This is a genomic window from Lysinibacillus sp. BS3, assembly GCF_039614735.1.
In the GTDB taxonomy this organism is placed as follows: Bacteria; Bacillota; Bacilli; order Bacillales_A; family Planococcaceae; genus Lysinibacillus; species Lysinibacillus capsici.
The window spans coordinates 4,109,495-4,125,881 of record NZ_CP154860.1 but is presented as its reverse complement, the minus strand read 5'-3'; the positions used below and the strand labels follow the sequence as shown (position 1 = coordinate 4,125,881).

Here is a 16,387-nt window from a genome sequence, read left to right as displayed (position 1 = left end):
GTGGCATGGACTATGGCGGCAAAAACAATAGTTCAACATTTGTTTTAATTGTTGTGCTATTCATTCTTCTGATTATTGTCGGAGCAACATTCGTGCAAAAAGAATATTAATATTTATTGATAAACATGAAAAAGGGATGATCTTCATTAATAGCAGCTCACATTAATGTCGATACATCCACAGCAAAGAGGGTCACTTCCAGCCTAGTGACCCTTTTTAAACCTGCTTGTCTTTCACCTTATTTAATTTTAAATTCTCCATTTCCCACATTTGCGGTAATACACATCGCTAAAGAAATATAATAAGCCAACATTTTTACTTCCATTTACGCCCCATATCAGCTTTTACATCATAAAGTTTTTTAAAAATGAAACCACCTAAAACCATGAAACGTATACTTACTTAAGAAAAAGCCATTGTAAAAGGGGTCGAGTAATGTGAGAGAATGGTTGCAAGGAAGGAAAAACAAAAAGAGAAGAGATAAGAGACGTAAAGATCAATATTCATTAATTGACTTATTTCTTGATGTACTAATTTGGATACCAGAATTACTTTTCCTCCCATTTAGAATCATTTATTGGTTGTTGAGAGGAGTTGGAAGGTTTATTGGAGAAGGTTTTAATTAAAAAACTGCTCAAAAGGATGTCATTTGATTTTTTGTACCAATACGATTGAGGCAAAGGAAAATTTTGTTGGGCATTCAAAAGGGATAAAGTCATTTAGTTGAGGCGCTGACCCTATCCCTCTCCTTTAAATTAGATTAATTGGAGATAAACGGTGCTTTTTGTACATACTTTTGATTTTCTATTTGGTTAATGATGAATGTAGCTATATCCCTATTTGTTATTTTTGTACCTGGCATATCTCTAAGATTTTCCTTTATGAACCCTACTTCATTTCCCTCTACTATAAATGGAAGCCGAATTAGTGTCCATTTGATAACTTGATTATTGCTAAGGAGATGCCATTCTTTTTTCTTATCTACCATCATTTTTGAATAAATAATTTCAAATATCTTTGCACCCATTCTATTTATAATACTCTTTGTATCTCCAGCAATGGTTAGCGATCCACCCGTTACCCCAATATAACGATCCATATGTAAATCAGACATGACTCCCAATATATTTTCCGTTACTTTACTATAAATTGGTTTTTCTTTCATGGGTTGACCAAAAGTATTGATAACGATTTGACAATCTTTTAATAGCTTTTGAAGATCCTCGATATTTTGTACATTTCCTTCTATTACCTCAATCCTACTGTCTCTGAAAACTAACTTTTCTGGGTTTCTAACAAGCATCCGCACGTGATACCCTTTCTCTAATGCTTTAGAAGCAATGTAACGCCCCGCTTTACCTGTTCCACCGATAATTGCTATCTTTTTATAAACGTCCATGATGCCCCCTAATTATCATAATAATATGTATACGGACAAATCATAGTTTAGATTCAATAATTCTATTATTCACCTCTCTTTATCAAATGAGATAAAGAAATAGTAATTTTGTTTATTCTAGCTAGAGCTTTTGTCTAAGCAAAAGAAAAAGAACCACTCTCTTAAAAGAAAATGGCACTTCAACGCCTCATCGTACTAACTTGATAATTACACTTTTTAGGTGTATTCAGCTTAACTAGATCAGTGGTTTATATTATTTACTAAGTCTTTATTATAGGCAATCCACTTCTCCATTTCTCTCTCGACAGCTCGGTTTTGCCATTCAAACCAAATACCTGTACATTCACTGCAGTGACTATCGACACCCTTTTTTTCATGTGTATCTTGACATGTAAACACAGTCTTTTTACGACAACTATAACAATAAATGACTATGTCTTTATAAAACTCCATCCCGATCAACTCCTCAAATTTACACCTATTTCTTTCCTTTTTTCATCTAAATTATGCTTTAAAAAGAAATAAGTAAGGATGATGAGTGCCATCATGTTTGTTCTTTCCTCTCCTTACTAATAAAAGCGATTCAAACCCTTACTATTAAAGGATTTGAATCGCTTTTTCCGTTAGTCCAACTTTCTATTTGAACCTTAAGGAGAATATAAAACCTTGGTATTGCCATACTTATTCAAAAATGACCAATAAAAAAGCAATTCAAGGTAAGGGTATGATATCCTATAGACTTTGATATCGTACACAATTCCTTGAACTGCCTTAAATTATTTAGACTCTACATTTTCATCAGGAGAGTAATTATATTGAGAAGGATCAACTGGCGTATAACCTGTTGGCGTATAGAATCTCAATAAGTCACCATTCACGACTCTATCAGATAACGCCAATTTATGATCTACTTCATTTTTAATCGTCTTTGCTTCCTCTAATTGACTGTCGTCTAATGGTAAGCCTGTTTTATTATCATAATATTTTTCATTAATTGAATAAATAGTAGGACTGACAAAATCGCCATTTCTAAATGGTACAATTTCATCATGCTCTTCTGATAATAAGTCTGAACCAAATTGAACAAATTGTTGTGAATCAATTCCTAGTAAATGCAATAACGTTGGCAGTAGGTCTGTTTGGCCACCATAGCTATGGTTGGTCCCACCTTGTATGCCTGGAACATGTATAAATAATGGTACACGTTGTAAATTAGCACTTTCATATGGTGTAATCTCTTTTCCAATGACTTGTTCCATCGCTTTATTATGATTATCGGAAATACCGTAATGGTCACCATAAAGAACAATCATTGAATGATCATATAATCCTGATTCCTTTAATTGCTGGAAGACCTGTTGAATTGCTTCGTCTGCATAACGAGCTGTTTGGAAATAATTATCAACGCTTGCATCTCCCGTATTGGCTTTATCAATTGTCACTAAATCTTGATTCATTTTATATGGATAGTGATTCCCTACCGTAATTAATTTTGTATAAAAAGGTTGTGGTAAGGAGCTTAAAAGATTTTGAGATTGTTCAAAGAATGGTTTATCTAACAAACCATATTCAGCCATGTCCTCTGAAGTACCTGTGTTATAGTAACTAGCATCGAAGAATTTGTCGAAGCCAAATGATTTATAAATTACATTTCTATTCCAGAAGCTTCCGTTATTACCATGGAATACAGCTGATGTATAACCATAATCTTTTAAAATACTAGGAGCTGCCTGATACGTATTTTGTGCTTTTGTAATATAAGCAGATCCTTGTGGTAATCCAAATAAAGAATTTTCAAGCATAAATTCTGCATCAGACGTTTTCCCTTGACCTGTTTGATGGAAGAAATTATCAAAATACAATGTATTCTTATCTTTTGCTAATGAATTTAAAAATGGTGTTACTTCTTCACCGTTTAATTTATAGTCGATTAAAAAGTTTTGGAATGATTCTAAATGTAAATAGATAACGTTCATTCCCTTTGCTGCACCGAAATATTGAGCATTTGGTTTGGCATAGTTTGACTTTGTATAGTTAATTACTTCAGTAATATCACTACTATCCGCCAAAGCTCTCTGAGAAGAGGCTTTCATCGTTTCAACTGAGTCATAAATCGTATAGTTATACATCCCTAGATATTTCACAATATAGTTTCTATCAAAACCTCGTGTTAATAGTTGAGGACGATTAGTTTCAGCTAGTCCTAAATTAAGGATTGATACCGCTAATGCAAAGGCAATGATTGCCATTCCTTTTTTATAGCCAAAACGTTTGGTATCTTTTTGGATTTTTTTAGAGAATCGTAGATAAAACATAACCATTACATCCACAAAGAACAAGATATCATAAGGCTTTAATAAAGAAAGAACACTGCCGCCTAAATCTCCAAAGTTCTGCGTTTGAGAAAGTGTAGGTAATGTAATGAAATCACTAAAAAATCGGTAATAGACAATATTGGCATATAAAACAATAGACATCAAAGTGTAGACAACAACGAGTGATGTGTATTTTCTTTTTCCTTTAAATAAAAATGAAAATCCTAGAAATAGCATTGCTGAGCCCAGCGGATTTATTAGTAAAAGGAATTGTTGAATGATTCCTTCTACACCTAAGTCAAATTGTGATAGTTGAGAGATGTATGTTTTAATCCATAACATTAATACTGCTACTATATAAATTCCTAAAAAGTTTTGTAATAGGTTATCTTTTTTATTTGCTAGATTTTTCATTTTTGCACCTACCTTTTACTGATTAAATTAAAATCTAGATATATATGAACTTAACTGATAAGTACTGTATGGCACTTTAAAAAATGTTACGTTACAATAGCTTTTTTCGCGACCAATGTATAGTACTCCCCATTTAAACTTCTGTCAAGTTGTTAGCTATTCTTCATATAAATATTTCTAATTAACCTAAATATTGTCCAAAAAATACCCAGTAAACATTAGTTTTTAACTAATGTTTACTGGGTATTTTACGCCATAATAGAGATGGTTGGTTCTTTAAATATCTATATGAAATTTACCTCGCAATTTCTCTTATTTGGGCATCAAAAAATCTTCCATTTCAAATGAATTGGAAGATTTTCTGGAACACTATTTAGACGTTTCTATATTTATTTGAGCACCTACTGAATTTTTCAATGATGAAGAAAGACCTCGTCTGATTAGATTCACTGAAACAGGCGCTCTCCCCATCTCCCTTGCCCAAATTGATAGTTGTCCTATATGGTGAATTTCATGTGCAATGGTATGACGAATGATCTCACCCCATGTATGCGTTTCAATGCTACCATCGGCTAATGGATTATGAAGTATACGCTCTTCCATACTATCATCCCATTGATTTACAAAGCTTTCTACTTCTAAATGAAAAGCTGCTTCCAATTTACGAACCTTTTCCAAGCTATTATATTCATCAAAGCTCTCCTGAAAATCAGTTTTCCCTTGTAATAGACGAATCCAACTCCATTCAACATCAATGATATGGAAAAGTGTGTGCAAAATACTGCCCATCCCACCAGTTCTGTTTTGCAAAAGTTCTTCTTCAGTCAACTCTTCACACCAACGAAACCAGTCTTCCCTAACTAGCCAATTATATTTAAAAAATGTTTGCAAAAAAGCACCTCCGTAGTTGTGAAAAACATTATAACTCACTATTTCTTCATATAAAGTGAGGAATCCTTCTTTGCTCTTTTCACATATCCAAATAAGCACTAAAAGTAACATAAATATAGCAACATTTCTAAGGCTGAAGTCTGGTAATTACCATTTCTGGTTACCCTTATGGATTTTTCTATAAACGTAATCTGCATTATCTAGGTTTTTCCAACTACTAATAAAATTCAAAATCAGCATAAAAATTCCAAATAAAATAAATGCCACCATATATTTACCTACGAAAAATAAAACAAACGTTGCAACCAAAAGTAATATCATTAAAATTATTACGAGGATTTGTAATTTCCCCTTCTTCTTCTCATCCACCTGTTCAACCTCCAATCAAAGCGCCGGTACTTTTCTAAAATGTTTTCTTTGGTTTATTTTACCATAATATATATAAATGCTCCATAATTAACCTTATTGAATTCATTTATTTCTAAATAATCAATTATTTTATGTAAAATCCAAACATCAGAAATTTCCTACTAAATTTAACTTACATAGTCTTGGGGTGATCTGAAATATTTAAATATGAAGTAGAAATAAACAAGGGATCAAGGGATATTTTATTGGATAAGATAAATAATATCTTTAGGAGGTGTCGACATGAAACGAGACAAAAAAAATACAGAATTTGCTACAGACGAGCCAACAAAACAATCATTTGCTAGTGGAGCAGACCCAAAAAAACCTAATGGACGCAAAGAATATACTGAAGCCCCACGCCCACAACGTGAAGAAGACCTTATTATGGATGAGAAAAAAGGTAAGTCAACTTCATTATAATGTAAGACAAGTTAATATTTTTGACCACTCTATTAGAGATGGTCTTTTTTAATTTTCTCCACATCATGTAACCCTATATAAAGATTGAGACCACCCATCATGGAGTGGTGTTTCTACTATTATTAAATACAGATTATTTTAATTAACTTATCTCATCGCCAGTATATTATATATTAAAACAAAAAAGTAAATTTATGTTTTTAACTTTTCAGACCACTCATCACGGAGTGGTCTTTTTCATCTATATATAGCCTCACCTATTTGCTTTAAAATTTGTAAGAATAGTGGACTAAGGTTTATTAAGACAAATCCTAGCCCAGCATTCTTATCACGCTTTTCAGAATTACCAAACATAATGAAGAAACAACCACCAACCATGATGACGCTTGCTATAGGGAAAGTACTCGCTACAAGCATTTGCCCCAAGTGTATCTATTGCAGTTGCTAATATCTCTAATGGTTTTTCTGTTTATTTGGCGTTGATTAATTTAATATTGCCATATTTTTTAACATTTATTATTTTCCTTTCAATATGTATCAGTGAAATACATGTATCATTGCAATATAATGGTTAATAAAGCATGATTACCCAATGAATAACAAAAATAAAAACAATAATACACAATATCTTAAGGGTTTATTTGAAATTGCCATTTTAATGATGCTTCAGAAAAAAACGATGTATGGCTATGAATTGACTAAAGAATTGAAAGAGAGCAAGTTTTTTTCTATTTCTGATGGCTCAATTTATCCCATACTAAAACGTTTGACGGCGAATGATTATGTTGATATATTTTCCGAAGAATACGAGGGGAGAATTAGGAAGTATTATAGAATTACGGATTTAGGAAAATCATTAATAGAAATTAGACTGAAAGAATTAGAATTGATAATTAACTTTTTTGAAAAAATTAAGGGGATGAATTAGAAATGGATAATTCGAAGATAAATGAATACGTAAAGCAACTGGAAATCGAATTAGATGTATTACCCAAAAAAGATAGAGATAATCATATCATAGAAGTAAAAGATCATTTATTGCAGTCCGTAACTGATGGCAAATCAGTTGACGAGGTATTAAAGAGTTTTCTTCCACCTAATGAATTAGCTAAGGAAATTATAGCTGAATTTCATCAATTGTATAGTATGTCGTCTACTGAAAATAGACATCTAATCAAACAAAAGAGTAGCAAAATATGGATGATATTAACTGTTGTGGTAGCGATAATTATTTTCGCTATATTTTTAGCGATTGCTGTATTTATGGGGAATTTATCAGATACACCTACTGACAAAAACGGAATCATTGAGTATGAAAAAATAGAAGACTAATAAATATAAAAACGAATTATTTAACAATTGGAATCGTTAAATAGCTCGTTTTTTTTATGCATCAATACCTTAATTACAATATATTCTTGAATTACCAATAATTAAATGGTATATTTTTCAATTAAAGAAAATACATACCAAAAGGAGAACAGCATGAGAAAATTATTTTTAACTTTTTTTGCGGCTTTAACATTGTTTTTTGTAACAAATTCAACAACACATGCAACTACGAATACCGTAAATTATGAAGGTTATCCGGGGTTGAAAATGGTAGTTGAAGAATTAGAAGCTGATGGAAGTAAAGAAGCTATTGAAAACCTTGAAAAAATTGAAGCATTATCAGAGAAAGAATTAATTGATCTTAATAACATTTTAATCAACCCTGATAAATTAGCTGAAGAATTAAGTAAACCTGAAAACTCGATTGTAGAATCTGTTGAGGTAGATTATTCTAACAAAAATAGTTTATCAAACTTTAACATACAGCCTTTCGCAGTAGGCTATTCAGGACAAGTTACAGTGGTAACAGCTTTAAGTGCGTTAGGAATTGATCTTATTAAATATGAATTAACAGGTAAATTCACTGTAAATGAGGCAAAAACTAAATTTATAAGTGCGGATAGCATGGACGGAATTGTTATTCGTAAATGGTTACCACAAGTGTCAACTGAAAAAATTGGTACACCCTCTAAAAAAGTTACGGCTGATGAATTCAGAGGAGAGATGACTTTCAGTTATGATTTGGGAGTCGGTTCATGGGGTGTTGCTCGTGTAGGAGTAGTACGTACAGGATTTACAGGAAATACTAAACGAGTAACTAATTCGTGGGCTTATGGCGAAATCTAAATAAAGACAAGAACCATTACTTTCAATTGCTTATTGAGAGTGGTGGTTTTTTACATTTACTGGAACCCCTTGGATTTTCTTTTTGAATACCACATAATATCCCCTTGTTTTGAATATCGGTAATCTTAAACACTTTGCACTTTATCCCTCTGCATGGGTATTATAGCTGCTTACGTCTTTAATTCAGTAGTCGTAATCCATCTGTTTAACCAGACTATCCATGAGAATTCCGTATCGTTTAATCTTTTCACGAAAAGAGCATTACAAATAACCCTGAGCCTTGTTACAAAATGATTTGCATATGTCCCTTTTGATGCTCACAGGGTAATCAAATTCCTAGCTTGAAAAAGTCGATATTGGAATACCATTAAAACAGAACACATTCATTCAATTTCTAAATGATTAGGACATTCAGATATTCAAACAACACTTGATCACTATTCGCACGTATTAAAAGAAATGGAAGAACGAGATGAAGAAATAGCGATTAATGTTTATTCATCTTAATTTCTTTGTTCACCATGTTTACATTTTGTTTACCTAATTTAAATTTTATATGTTATTCTATGCGATTCTTAAAGAAATCAATATAAACAAAAAACGCTCAAAACCCAGTGTTCATAAGGTTTCAAGCGCTTTTCAATTTGGTTAAAAATTAACCTTTGATTTGCTATTGACGTCCCAGGAGGGATTCGAACCCCCGACCGACGGCTTAGAAGGCTGTGGGTGTAGCTTTTTGGCCTTTTATACATTTGTATATAACTTATAAATATCACTTGTTTATCAATCTATCTATTATGTTTCAATTATTTTTTTCTTCCTGTTTATATAGTTTTATATCTATTTGGGCACCTCTTGGGCACCTAACGATATATACATGAAGCTTAAATAAACCTAAAAAGTCACTCATTATTCTTTCTAATGAGTGACTGACTTTTTTATGCTGCTCGATTACGTGCATCGCGGAAAGTGATAGTTGTTACAATAGTGATCACTGTTATCACTATGCTTAAAATAAAGAATATTTTCCAATCATCTAAATCATTTACTAATGATTTATAATCAATTATATATTCGGATATCCCTAATATTGCAGTCACAACTAATATTACAGCTACTATATAAAGTGTTGGATGTTTTTTTGCTATAGGACAATTACATGAGGTATTTACTTCACATCCACAACTTCTAATGTTGAGTTCTGAAAGTTTGGATATCCCGTTTAATAATAAGAAAACTATTAATATGACTGTAAACATTACGAATGATCCAAGTAAAACCAGCTTTCCAGTCCCAGCATTATTAATATTATTAAAAATACTAGATAAAGAAGTTAAACCACCAAAAGTAGTGATAAGTATTGTCGCAAAAATACCTAATATGGTTACAAACTCTTTTTGAACCTTTTTTGCTTTTTTAACCGCATCTTTTTGTTGCTCTGTAAGATTTGATATTTCTGTAGATAAATCATTGAATTCTTTTTGGCTCTTTTTTATATTGATTTGTAATTCTTCAATATTGGCAGAAAGGCTTTCCTTATAAGTTTCAATTTGTTCTACACCTGAATCCATTCTATTTACTTGTATCCCTATGAGTTCGATATGATCTTTAATTTTTTCTATAAAACTGTTGAAGTTGTCGAGTTCTTCAATTTGTCTTTCTTTTGCTATATCTTTTAGCAAAGCAATATTTCTTAAAAAAATCTCAACATTTTCTCCAGCCTCATTCATTCCATATGGTTTTAAATAAAAAAAGTGGGCGCTTAATGTTGAATATACTCTTACTTTACTCAAAAAAGTTGAATACCAAATATCAAAAATACTGTCTAATTGATGTTTTTCAAAAGCACTGTGATACTGTATTAAATTATTAAAGGTATCTTTAAATTCATTCTTTATAATAATGTTTTGAGAATCGTTTGTTTCACTAATCGGTTCCAATATATCACCACTTTAATTCATTTATAGCTTCTTGATAATCATCAAATGTATATTCAATATTAGATACACCACTTCGAATATCTTCTTCTTTGCGTTTCCATGGTGAATGATCGTGAGTGATATCAACTAAATCAAAAGAATTCATTTCTCCATATTTACTTATCACTTTGTCTACTAAAGCTGATTCAGGTAAATCAAAATTCGCTACTTCATGTTTTCCAAATCTCATACCATCGTTATTTACGATTAAAGTTGTGGGTTGCTCAACAATTTGACTGTAGCCATTTGTACGATATTCTGAATAAACACTTCTAACAACTGGACCTAGCTTCCACATTTCCGTAGCTTGTTTATATGGATATTCCCCATACTCACGAACCCAATCTAAAGTAATAAAATACAGTATTTTCTGTAGTTTTAGATGATCAAGGTACATTCCTTTTTCATTAAATTTTTGCACGATATATGCAGCAACTTCTGACGCATTAAATCTGCCATTTTTATTTAATGTCATTAAAGAATCCTCCCCTCTCTAATATGTATTAATTGTCTATACAAATTGTCTAGACAATCTCTATTTACTCACATTATAAATTATTTGTATATAAAAAAGTAAATAAATGTGGTTAAATAACAAGTTTGTACTATTTTATTCATGACTCTCATTCTGTTCTCACTGTTATTTTGCCTGTTCATTCCCTATAACACTTTCTCTCCTTACTTTATTATAGAACAAATGTTTGCTTTTTGCAAATATAACGTATAATCTAATGAAGTTTGTCATGAATTTTAGTCATTTTTAGCAATGATTAAACCCAATACTGACAACACCTACCAGAATTGATACAATTTTATTGTATTACCAACAAGCTATAAGGAAGGAGGAAATATAAATATGTATGCAGTAGAACAAATAAAAGAATATATAAAACCTGAAGGTTGGGTACTTTTAAATAATTTCAAAAAAGAGATTAACCTTATTGGTGAACAAGTAGATGATGTTGAAATCGTAGAAGGTGTCGCTATTCTTGTGCGTGGTATTGGTGGACTCAAACAATATCTTGGAGTTCTAACTTCAAAGAGATTTTTAACTACTGATAAACAAAAGAAATTCATTAGCTTTAATTTCAATGATATCCATAAATTTACTACCAATAAAAAGATTACTTCTACTGAAATTAGCTTTGCATATAATACTGAAGCTATTTCAATCAACATCCTTTCAGATGATTTGGGTAAACGATTCTTAAAAGATCTACAAGATAAACTTGGCATAATTTCGGATACTCCAAGTGAAAAGAATGATACAGAAGCTAGAGAAATTGTTCGCGTTATGAAAACAATCAAGATGAACATAGAAATACTTAATGGAAAAGAACAATTAAAACAAAATGGTTCAGGCTATAAGTTAGTACAAGCCAAACCTGGTACTGTGGAGATATCAGTTGATTATCATGATGCTGAAACGTTTAAACTTGTGAAATGGGAACGAGTAGAAAATGTCCAAAAGAGTGCCTCTAGTATTGTAGGCTGGACAGTAATCGGCAGTAAATTTGGCAATGCTGGAGCTATAGCTGGAGCCATGGGGGCTAATATCGGGAAAGATAAATCAGTAGCCACACTTTTCTTAAAGCGTGAAAACGGAGAAAAAGTACCTCTAGTCATTAAGTGTGATAAGAAGGATCTTGAAAAGCTTTCATTATTAATTCTTGCTGAAGAGGAAGAGACTAACCAAGCAGCTGTCACTCCCCCTCCCACAACATCAATCCCTACAGAAGAATTGATTAAACTAAAAGAACTCTTAGATGTAGGAATCTTAACTCAAGAAGAATTTGATGCAAAGAAAAAGCAATTATTGGGTATCTAAATCCCTAAGTGATTTGCTAAGTTTAAACCATTTTCATTTTCTCATATATTTGGTTTACATATACTAATTCGCTAGGTATATGTACTTTATTAAATTGTTGTTCAGTACTTAAAGTGAGGAACGCTATTAAAAATTCATCTAAAGAGTCGTATCTTAATAGATCGATACCTTGATTGTTTTTAATTTCTTCAAACATTGATGTAAAAGATGTTAAAGAACGTGGTTTGTCTTGTGTTTCATTCATATGCTCCTCCTATTGGGAGCAACATCCACTTTTAATTACCACCGTTTTCGGTTATAATGCATTTAGTTGTAGGGTGGATGTCACTCAAATTTATGTCATGTTTTAAGTTGCAGCTTAAAGCATGATTTTTTTATTTTCATTTTTAACAACTCTTAAATAACGCGGTCTAGGTTTCTTAACCTCTGAAATCTCGCCTGTTTGGTTGTTTTCGATATACTGTTTATTATCAAGGTCTTCGTGCATTGTATAAGTTGGTACTCCCTGTTCTTCTAAGAATTCCTCCATAATGCCTTTACCAGTTTCTAAACGTCGTATATTACTCATAATTTTTAAAGTTTTTACCATGTAAAATCTAATTGTATGATTTTGATACTCCCAAAGATATTCTTCGATTTCGTCACCAATAACTCTATTTTCTCCGAATTCTTCGATGTACCTACGAGTATAGTAGTAATCTTTCATGCCCCATTTGTCACCATTAAATTCTTTATCAATCGGGAAGATTTTTTCAAATTCCTTTGGTGTTAACAATGCCATTAGACCATTAATAAATGTAAGTAATGGAAGTCTACTTTCTAACAGTACTTTTTCATCATTTGTTTGTTCAGAAACTGAAATTGTTTTAACACCTGTCCAGATTAGTTTTGTTAGTGTATCTCGATCATATTCTCTTGCTGTTTCATACTTTTTATTTGCTCTTTCAATTTCATTAATGAACGCATTTAAATAAAGCATAAAATAATCAGGCTTGTCCTTCTTGATACCATCAATTACTTTCAACTGAGCCTTAAAACTCATTTAATAACCTCCTCTATTAAACTACTAATAACCCATGTTCAGCTAAAATTTTATTGGTAATGTAAATTTGACCCTTACCTGTAATCTTTGGCGTACGAGTTTTTTTCATCTCACCATTATTACCTGTTCGCAAACCATGTTTTACAACAATGATGCCTAAATCTAAACTGCGTTGAGTTGGCATGTTCCACATCTCACCCTTTTGTTTGCAAAGATAACCGTTTTCACGTAACCATCTAAACAATCTAACCTCACCTATATTGACACCTTTTTGTCTTAAAACTGTGGCTAAATCTTTAACTAGTACCGTATCCTCAGATACTTCAACTGCATCTGCGTATACAACTTTAGGTCTTTGTTGTTCTAACTTTTCCTTTTGTTCTGCAATCAATTTATCTTTTCGTTCAATTGCTCTTTGAGCTGCTTGCATTCCCCTCGCCATTATCATCGTGTCATCGTCTTCTTCAGTTGCGTGAACATACGCTCCATCACGACGTATAGAAGGCAGAACCTCTGATGTTACCCAGCGTTTGAATTTCTTCGCCTTTTCTTTGATTTCAGGGTTGTGTCCTTGTTTAGCAGCTCCTAAAATCAATTCGTACAAACCAGATTCGTTCACAAACTTTTTTTGTTGTTTCCCACCATTCGTAAGGACTGGATGGATCGTCCACCCCTCATCCTCAACATGATTCTTTATTGCTTTGTGTGGATCTGAAAAACTTAGTGCTTTAGCTGCTTCAGTTGCACCAAACCACTCTATTTCATCAACTATTAAAACTGGTAGTTCACCAAACATCTGGTGATTAAATGTTTTCAGTTCGTTCATATCCATCTCTCCTTTTTATGAAATTAATTTTTCTAAAACGTCCTTTGGTATCTTCTCTCGATACGCAGCAACTTTTAACTCCAAAGCATCTACATTTAGAATGTCAGCTAATGCTTCATTGAGTTTATTACTAGCTGGTGGGATTCTACCATTTTGTAGTTTACTCAAATACGTCTTGTCCGCAGAAAACCCAAGTTCTCTTAGCTCACCAGATATTTCGCTAAGCGATAACCGCGATTTGACTATAGCTAATTTTAGCAATTCAGAATAAATCATTCTGGTCTCTCCTTTCTAAAAAATTAATAGCAACAAAGCCATTAAACTAATAATAACAACTTAAACTTTTTATTGCAACTATAATTAATATAAAAATAACAACTTATATATTGTTGCTATTCTTACAACAACAATTCATAATTAAAGGTTAGGATGGTGATGTTATGAAATACGCCGAATTACTACAAAGTTATATAGAACAATCGAGATTAACTCTTGATGAAATATCAGAAAAGATATCTAATAAAGGTTTGAGTGCCAGTAAACAATATTTAAGTAAATTACAAAATGGGAAAACGCCTCCAGCAAGCGAAAAATTGAATTCAGTATTGGCTGAAATTCTAAATGGCGATGCTGATAAACTAGATTTTTTTGCATATGTAGAAAAAGCTCCAGATTTAGTTAAATTCATTTTAAGTAACTTTGATGAAGATTTAATTGATTCATTTATAGTACTTTCACACAGATTTCCTGATAGGACCATAAATCTATTAGGTGAAAATGATTTAGATATAAGCGAATCTGATGAATTTAAGAAAATTAATCATTTTGCACAAAAAACCATTTTTAATTATTTAGGTAATGGTCAATCAAACTCATTGAACAATGAAATCACTCAATTAATGGATAAACAACTTGGTCATTTACCTTTTTATCAAAAAAACAAAGAAATGATAACAAATCACTTAAAAGAGTATGGTTTTAACTCAACATTATCTCTTATTAAAGATCTTTCAATACTTAACACTTTAAATATTGAAAATGAAGAGAACTTCACGATTTCAGACCCTGAATTATATCACTGGTACCAAACACTCCCTCTATCTGGCGAAAAAAAATTACGTAAACTGCGTGCTATTTGGGAAATGATGCAGGATGATGATAATGAATAAACTTCCTTCTTGATCATTATTTTTTTATTAATCCTAACAATTCTTTGTTGTAATTAAACAATCTTTTGTTAACTGCTTCCATTAAGGAAGCAGTTTTTTTAGAAGAAAAAACACACATGCCAAATTGACATTTAGGATAAAATTAAAAATTATACTTAAAACCAAGCTATTTTTTTAGTAGACACATTACAATTATTGCTTCCTTCATATAATTCCAAAACATAAAAATGGAAAATTTTTGATTTATATTCCAATAGAGTATTTTATTTGCTGCGTTTTGTTGTTTAATATTGTGTTCAATTGTTTAAAAATATTTAAACATGTTTATTAATTGTTGAATGAAACTCGTTAACAACTGGAAAAAACAAAGATATTCATGTCAAGTTTTTTTCCGAATCTTTTTCTCTATTAAACATATACACAAATATTTATAGTTTTATTCAATACAGTTCTTTCTTTTTGTTTTAGCTGCCATTTTAATCTTCTCTAAAGAGAACACCAAAAAAGAACATACGTTCTTTAGTAATGATAAAAAAATAGCCAAATAGGCAAATTGATTCTTTTACAAACTCTATTACTAATATTCTTTCATCTCACACTTTTCCTCGTTATGAAGTAAATGACTTATTCCAAGATAGATTTTCATAAGCACTTTTTTTCTAATAACATAAATCATCTGCTGGCTGTAATTCATTTCTTGGGCTACCTTAACTATTGTCCACCCATTTATGTACCTAAAGTTTATAAATTTAACTTCTTTTTCTGGTAATATACTTAACAATTCACTAATACATATTGCTATTCTTTGATCTATAGTCAATTCCCCTACTCTTTCTTTACTAATGTAAGGGTACATTTTTAGATGTTCTTCTACTAATTTATCAACTTCACGAGCGTTCGTTTTCATATCCAATTTCCCCTTGCCCTATATGTTTGCCCTTTTTGATTTAGCCTCTGTTTAGCCCTTACTCCTGGATCTTGAGTTCTTAAGTTCATTTGTTAAATTAACAATAGCAATTTCTATGTTTTTCATACTCTTGTCCAACTTAACAAGTAAAAATGTAGAAACAACCACTGGAAAGCCCAATTCCATTATTGATTTAGATAACTCTACATACTCCATGCAAACCACCTCCACGAGAACATAGGTTCTCTTTTACTCAACTTTATTATACTGTATACTTAATGTTGTTTTCAAATTTTTACATTTAAGGGAGAGATAATGTGAGCCCAGAACAAATAACACAGATTTATTCGTTTTACTTCTTAACCACACCAATTTTAGTAAGGTTAATAGTATTTAATTTTATTTTTAAAGAGCATAAACATTTAATGGTTATTTTATTAGATTCATTCGTTATAATATCAACAACTATTTGGTTAATACTGATTAGAGATGTAATATTACCTCTACCTTCAATAACTTTAAATGGTTCTATTGTACTTTTTATAATTTTGATTATTGACATAGCTTTTAATTTTAATCGATTAAAAAAAGCAAAAGCACTTAATTAA

21 protein-coding genes are annotated in these 16,387 nt (G+C 31.4%); 9 read left to right on the top strand and 12 right to left on the bottom strand.

The features are described from left to right. Positions 1-5 precede the first annotated feature (5 nt). Entirely contained in the window at positions 6-110 is a 105-nt protein-coding gene (locus AAJG31_RS20565) for a YjcZ family sporulation protein (protein ID WP_227744914.1), read from the top strand. Between the two features lie 327 nt (positions 111-437). Continuing rightward, positions 438-626 carry a hypothetical protein gene (locus AAJG31_RS20560; protein WP_048395071.1) on the top strand — a complete coding sequence of 63 codons (189 nt, stop codon included), beginning with the start codon at positions 438-440 and terminating at the stop codon, positions 624-626. A gap of 134 nt (positions 627-760) precedes the next feature. On the opposite strand, the gene AAJG31_RS20555 is transcribed toward AAJG31_RS20560, so the two are convergent. From AAJG31_RS20555 to AAJG31_RS20540, 4 genes are all read right to left on the bottom strand, one after another. Continuing rightward, on the bottom strand, positions 761-1,399 hold the full coding sequence (locus AAJG31_RS20555; RefSeq protein WP_279495642.1) for an NAD(P)H-binding protein: 639 nt from the start codon (positions 1,397-1,399) through the stop codon (positions 761-763). A gap of 776 nt (positions 1,400-2,175) precedes the next feature. After that, entirely contained in the window at positions 2,176-4,128 is a 1,953-nt protein-coding gene (locus tag AAJG31_RS20550) for an LTA synthase family protein (RefSeq protein WP_115674166.1), read from the bottom strand. Between the two features lie 369 nt (positions 4,129-4,497). Next, positions 4,498-5,019 (bottom strand): DinB family protein, encoded by a 522-nt coding sequence (locus AAJG31_RS20545; RefSeq protein ID WP_279495643.1) that lies wholly within the window; start codon positions 5,017-5,019, stop codon positions 4,498-4,500. Positions 5,020-5,166: 147 nt separating this feature from the next. Then, the gene (locus tag AAJG31_RS20540) at positions 5,167-5,388 is read right to left on the bottom strand and encodes a hypothetical protein (RefSeq protein WP_279495644.1); all 222 of its coding nucleotides are present in this window, start codon (positions 5,386-5,388) and stop codon (positions 5,167-5,169) included. Positions 5,389-5,670: 282 nt separating this feature from the next. On the opposite strand from AAJG31_RS20540, the gene AAJG31_RS20535 reads away from it, so the two are divergent. The 4 genes from AAJG31_RS20535 to AAJG31_RS20520 all read left to right on the top strand — a co-directional run bounded on the left by AAJG31_RS20535 (position 5,671) and on the right by AAJG31_RS20520 (position 8,028). Next, positions 5,671-5,850 (top strand): hypothetical protein, encoded by a 180-nt coding sequence (locus AAJG31_RS20535; protein ID WP_048393711.1) that lies wholly within the window; start codon positions 5,671-5,673, stop codon positions 5,848-5,850. 592 nt (positions 5,851-6,442) lie between these two features. Next, positions 6,443-6,778, top strand: a complete 336-nt coding sequence (locus AAJG31_RS20530) for a PadR family transcriptional regulator (protein WP_279495645.1) — start codon at positions 6,443-6,445, stop codon at positions 6,776-6,778. Positions 6,779-6,780: 2 nt separating this feature from the next. Then, on the top strand, positions 6,781-7,182 hold the full coding sequence (locus AAJG31_RS20525) for a DUF1700 domain-containing protein (protein ID WP_279495646.1): 402 nt from the start codon (positions 6,781-6,783) through the stop codon (positions 7,180-7,182). Positions 7,183-7,335: 153 nt separating this feature from the next. Beyond that, positions 7,336-8,028, top strand: coding sequence for a hypothetical protein (locus tag AAJG31_RS20520; protein ID WP_279495647.1), 693 nt, complete (start codon positions 7,336-7,338; stop codon positions 8,026-8,028). 938 nt (positions 8,029-8,966) lie between these two features. On the opposite strand, the gene AAJG31_RS20515 is transcribed toward AAJG31_RS20520, so the two are convergent. Beyond that, complete coding sequence (locus AAJG31_RS20515) at positions 8,967-9,968, bottom strand: hypothetical protein (protein WP_279495648.1); 1,002 nt, start codon at positions 9,966-9,968, stop codon at positions 8,967-8,969. Between the two features lie 4 nt (positions 9,969-9,972). Further along, positions 9,973-10,482, bottom strand: a complete 510-nt coding sequence (locus AAJG31_RS20510) for a type II toxin-antitoxin system antitoxin SocA domain-containing protein (RefSeq protein WP_279495649.1) — start codon at positions 10,480-10,482, stop codon at positions 9,973-9,975. 381 nt (positions 10,483-10,863) lie between these two features. Here AAJG31_RS20510 and AAJG31_RS20505 point away from each other — a divergent pair, with 381 nt between their 5' ends. Continuing rightward, positions 10,864-11,835 carry an SHOCT domain-containing protein gene (locus tag AAJG31_RS20505; protein ID WP_279495650.1) on the top strand — a complete coding sequence of 324 codons (972 nt, stop codon included), beginning with the start codon at positions 10,864-10,866 and terminating at the stop codon, positions 11,833-11,835. 22 nt (positions 11,836-11,857) lie between these two features. Here AAJG31_RS20505 and AAJG31_RS20500 read toward each other — a convergent pair whose 3' ends face one another. The 4 genes from AAJG31_RS20500 to AAJG31_RS20485 all read right to left on the bottom strand — a co-directional run bounded on the left by AAJG31_RS20500 (position 11,858) and on the right by AAJG31_RS20485 (position 13,979). Then, positions 11,858-12,079 (bottom strand): hypothetical protein, encoded by a 222-nt coding sequence (locus AAJG31_RS20500; RefSeq protein WP_279495651.1) that lies wholly within the window; start codon positions 12,077-12,079, stop codon positions 11,858-11,860. Between the two features lie 114 nt (positions 12,080-12,193). Continuing rightward, on the bottom strand, positions 12,194-12,877 hold the full coding sequence (locus AAJG31_RS20495; RefSeq protein WP_279495652.1) for a hypothetical protein: 684 nt from the start codon (positions 12,875-12,877) through the stop codon (positions 12,194-12,196). A gap of 16 nt (positions 12,878-12,893) precedes the next feature. Next, positions 12,894-13,703 (bottom strand): phage antirepressor KilAC domain-containing protein, encoded by an 810-nt coding sequence (locus tag AAJG31_RS20490; protein ID WP_279495653.1) that lies wholly within the window; start codon positions 13,701-13,703, stop codon positions 12,894-12,896. Between the two features lie 15 nt (positions 13,704-13,718). Continuing rightward, positions 13,719-13,979: an XRE family transcriptional regulator gene (locus AAJG31_RS20485; protein WP_279495654.1), complete on the bottom strand. Its 261-nt coding sequence runs from the start codon at positions 13,977-13,979 to the stop codon at positions 13,719-13,721. A 164-nt stretch (positions 13,980-14,143) separates the two neighbouring features. On the opposite strand from AAJG31_RS20485, the gene AAJG31_RS20480 reads away from it, so the two are divergent. Continuing rightward, positions 14,144-14,872 carry a helix-turn-helix transcriptional regulator gene (locus tag AAJG31_RS20480; RefSeq protein ID WP_279495655.1) on the top strand — a complete coding sequence of 243 codons (729 nt, stop codon included), beginning with the start codon at positions 14,144-14,146 and terminating at the stop codon, positions 14,870-14,872. Positions 14,873-15,449: 577 nt separating this feature from the next. On the opposite strand, the gene AAJG31_RS20475 is transcribed toward AAJG31_RS20480, so the two are convergent. Together AAJG31_RS20475 and AAJG31_RS20470 are read right to left on the bottom strand one after the other, a co-directional pair. Then, a complete protein-coding gene (locus tag AAJG31_RS20475; protein WP_279495656.1) occupies positions 15,450-15,779 on the bottom strand; it encodes a hypothetical protein in 330 nt (109 codons plus the stop codon). Between the two features lie 51 nt (positions 15,780-15,830). Continuing rightward, complete coding sequence (locus tag AAJG31_RS20470; protein ID WP_103118549.1) at positions 15,831-15,995, bottom strand: YvrJ family protein; 165 nt, start codon at positions 15,993-15,995, stop codon at positions 15,831-15,833. Positions 15,996-16,096: 101 nt separating this feature from the next. Here AAJG31_RS20470 and AAJG31_RS20465 point away from each other — a divergent pair, with 101 nt between their 5' ends. Next, positions 16,097-16,387: a hypothetical protein gene (locus AAJG31_RS20465; protein ID WP_103118550.1), complete on the top strand. Its 291-nt coding sequence runs from the start codon at positions 16,097-16,099 to the stop codon at positions 16,385-16,387.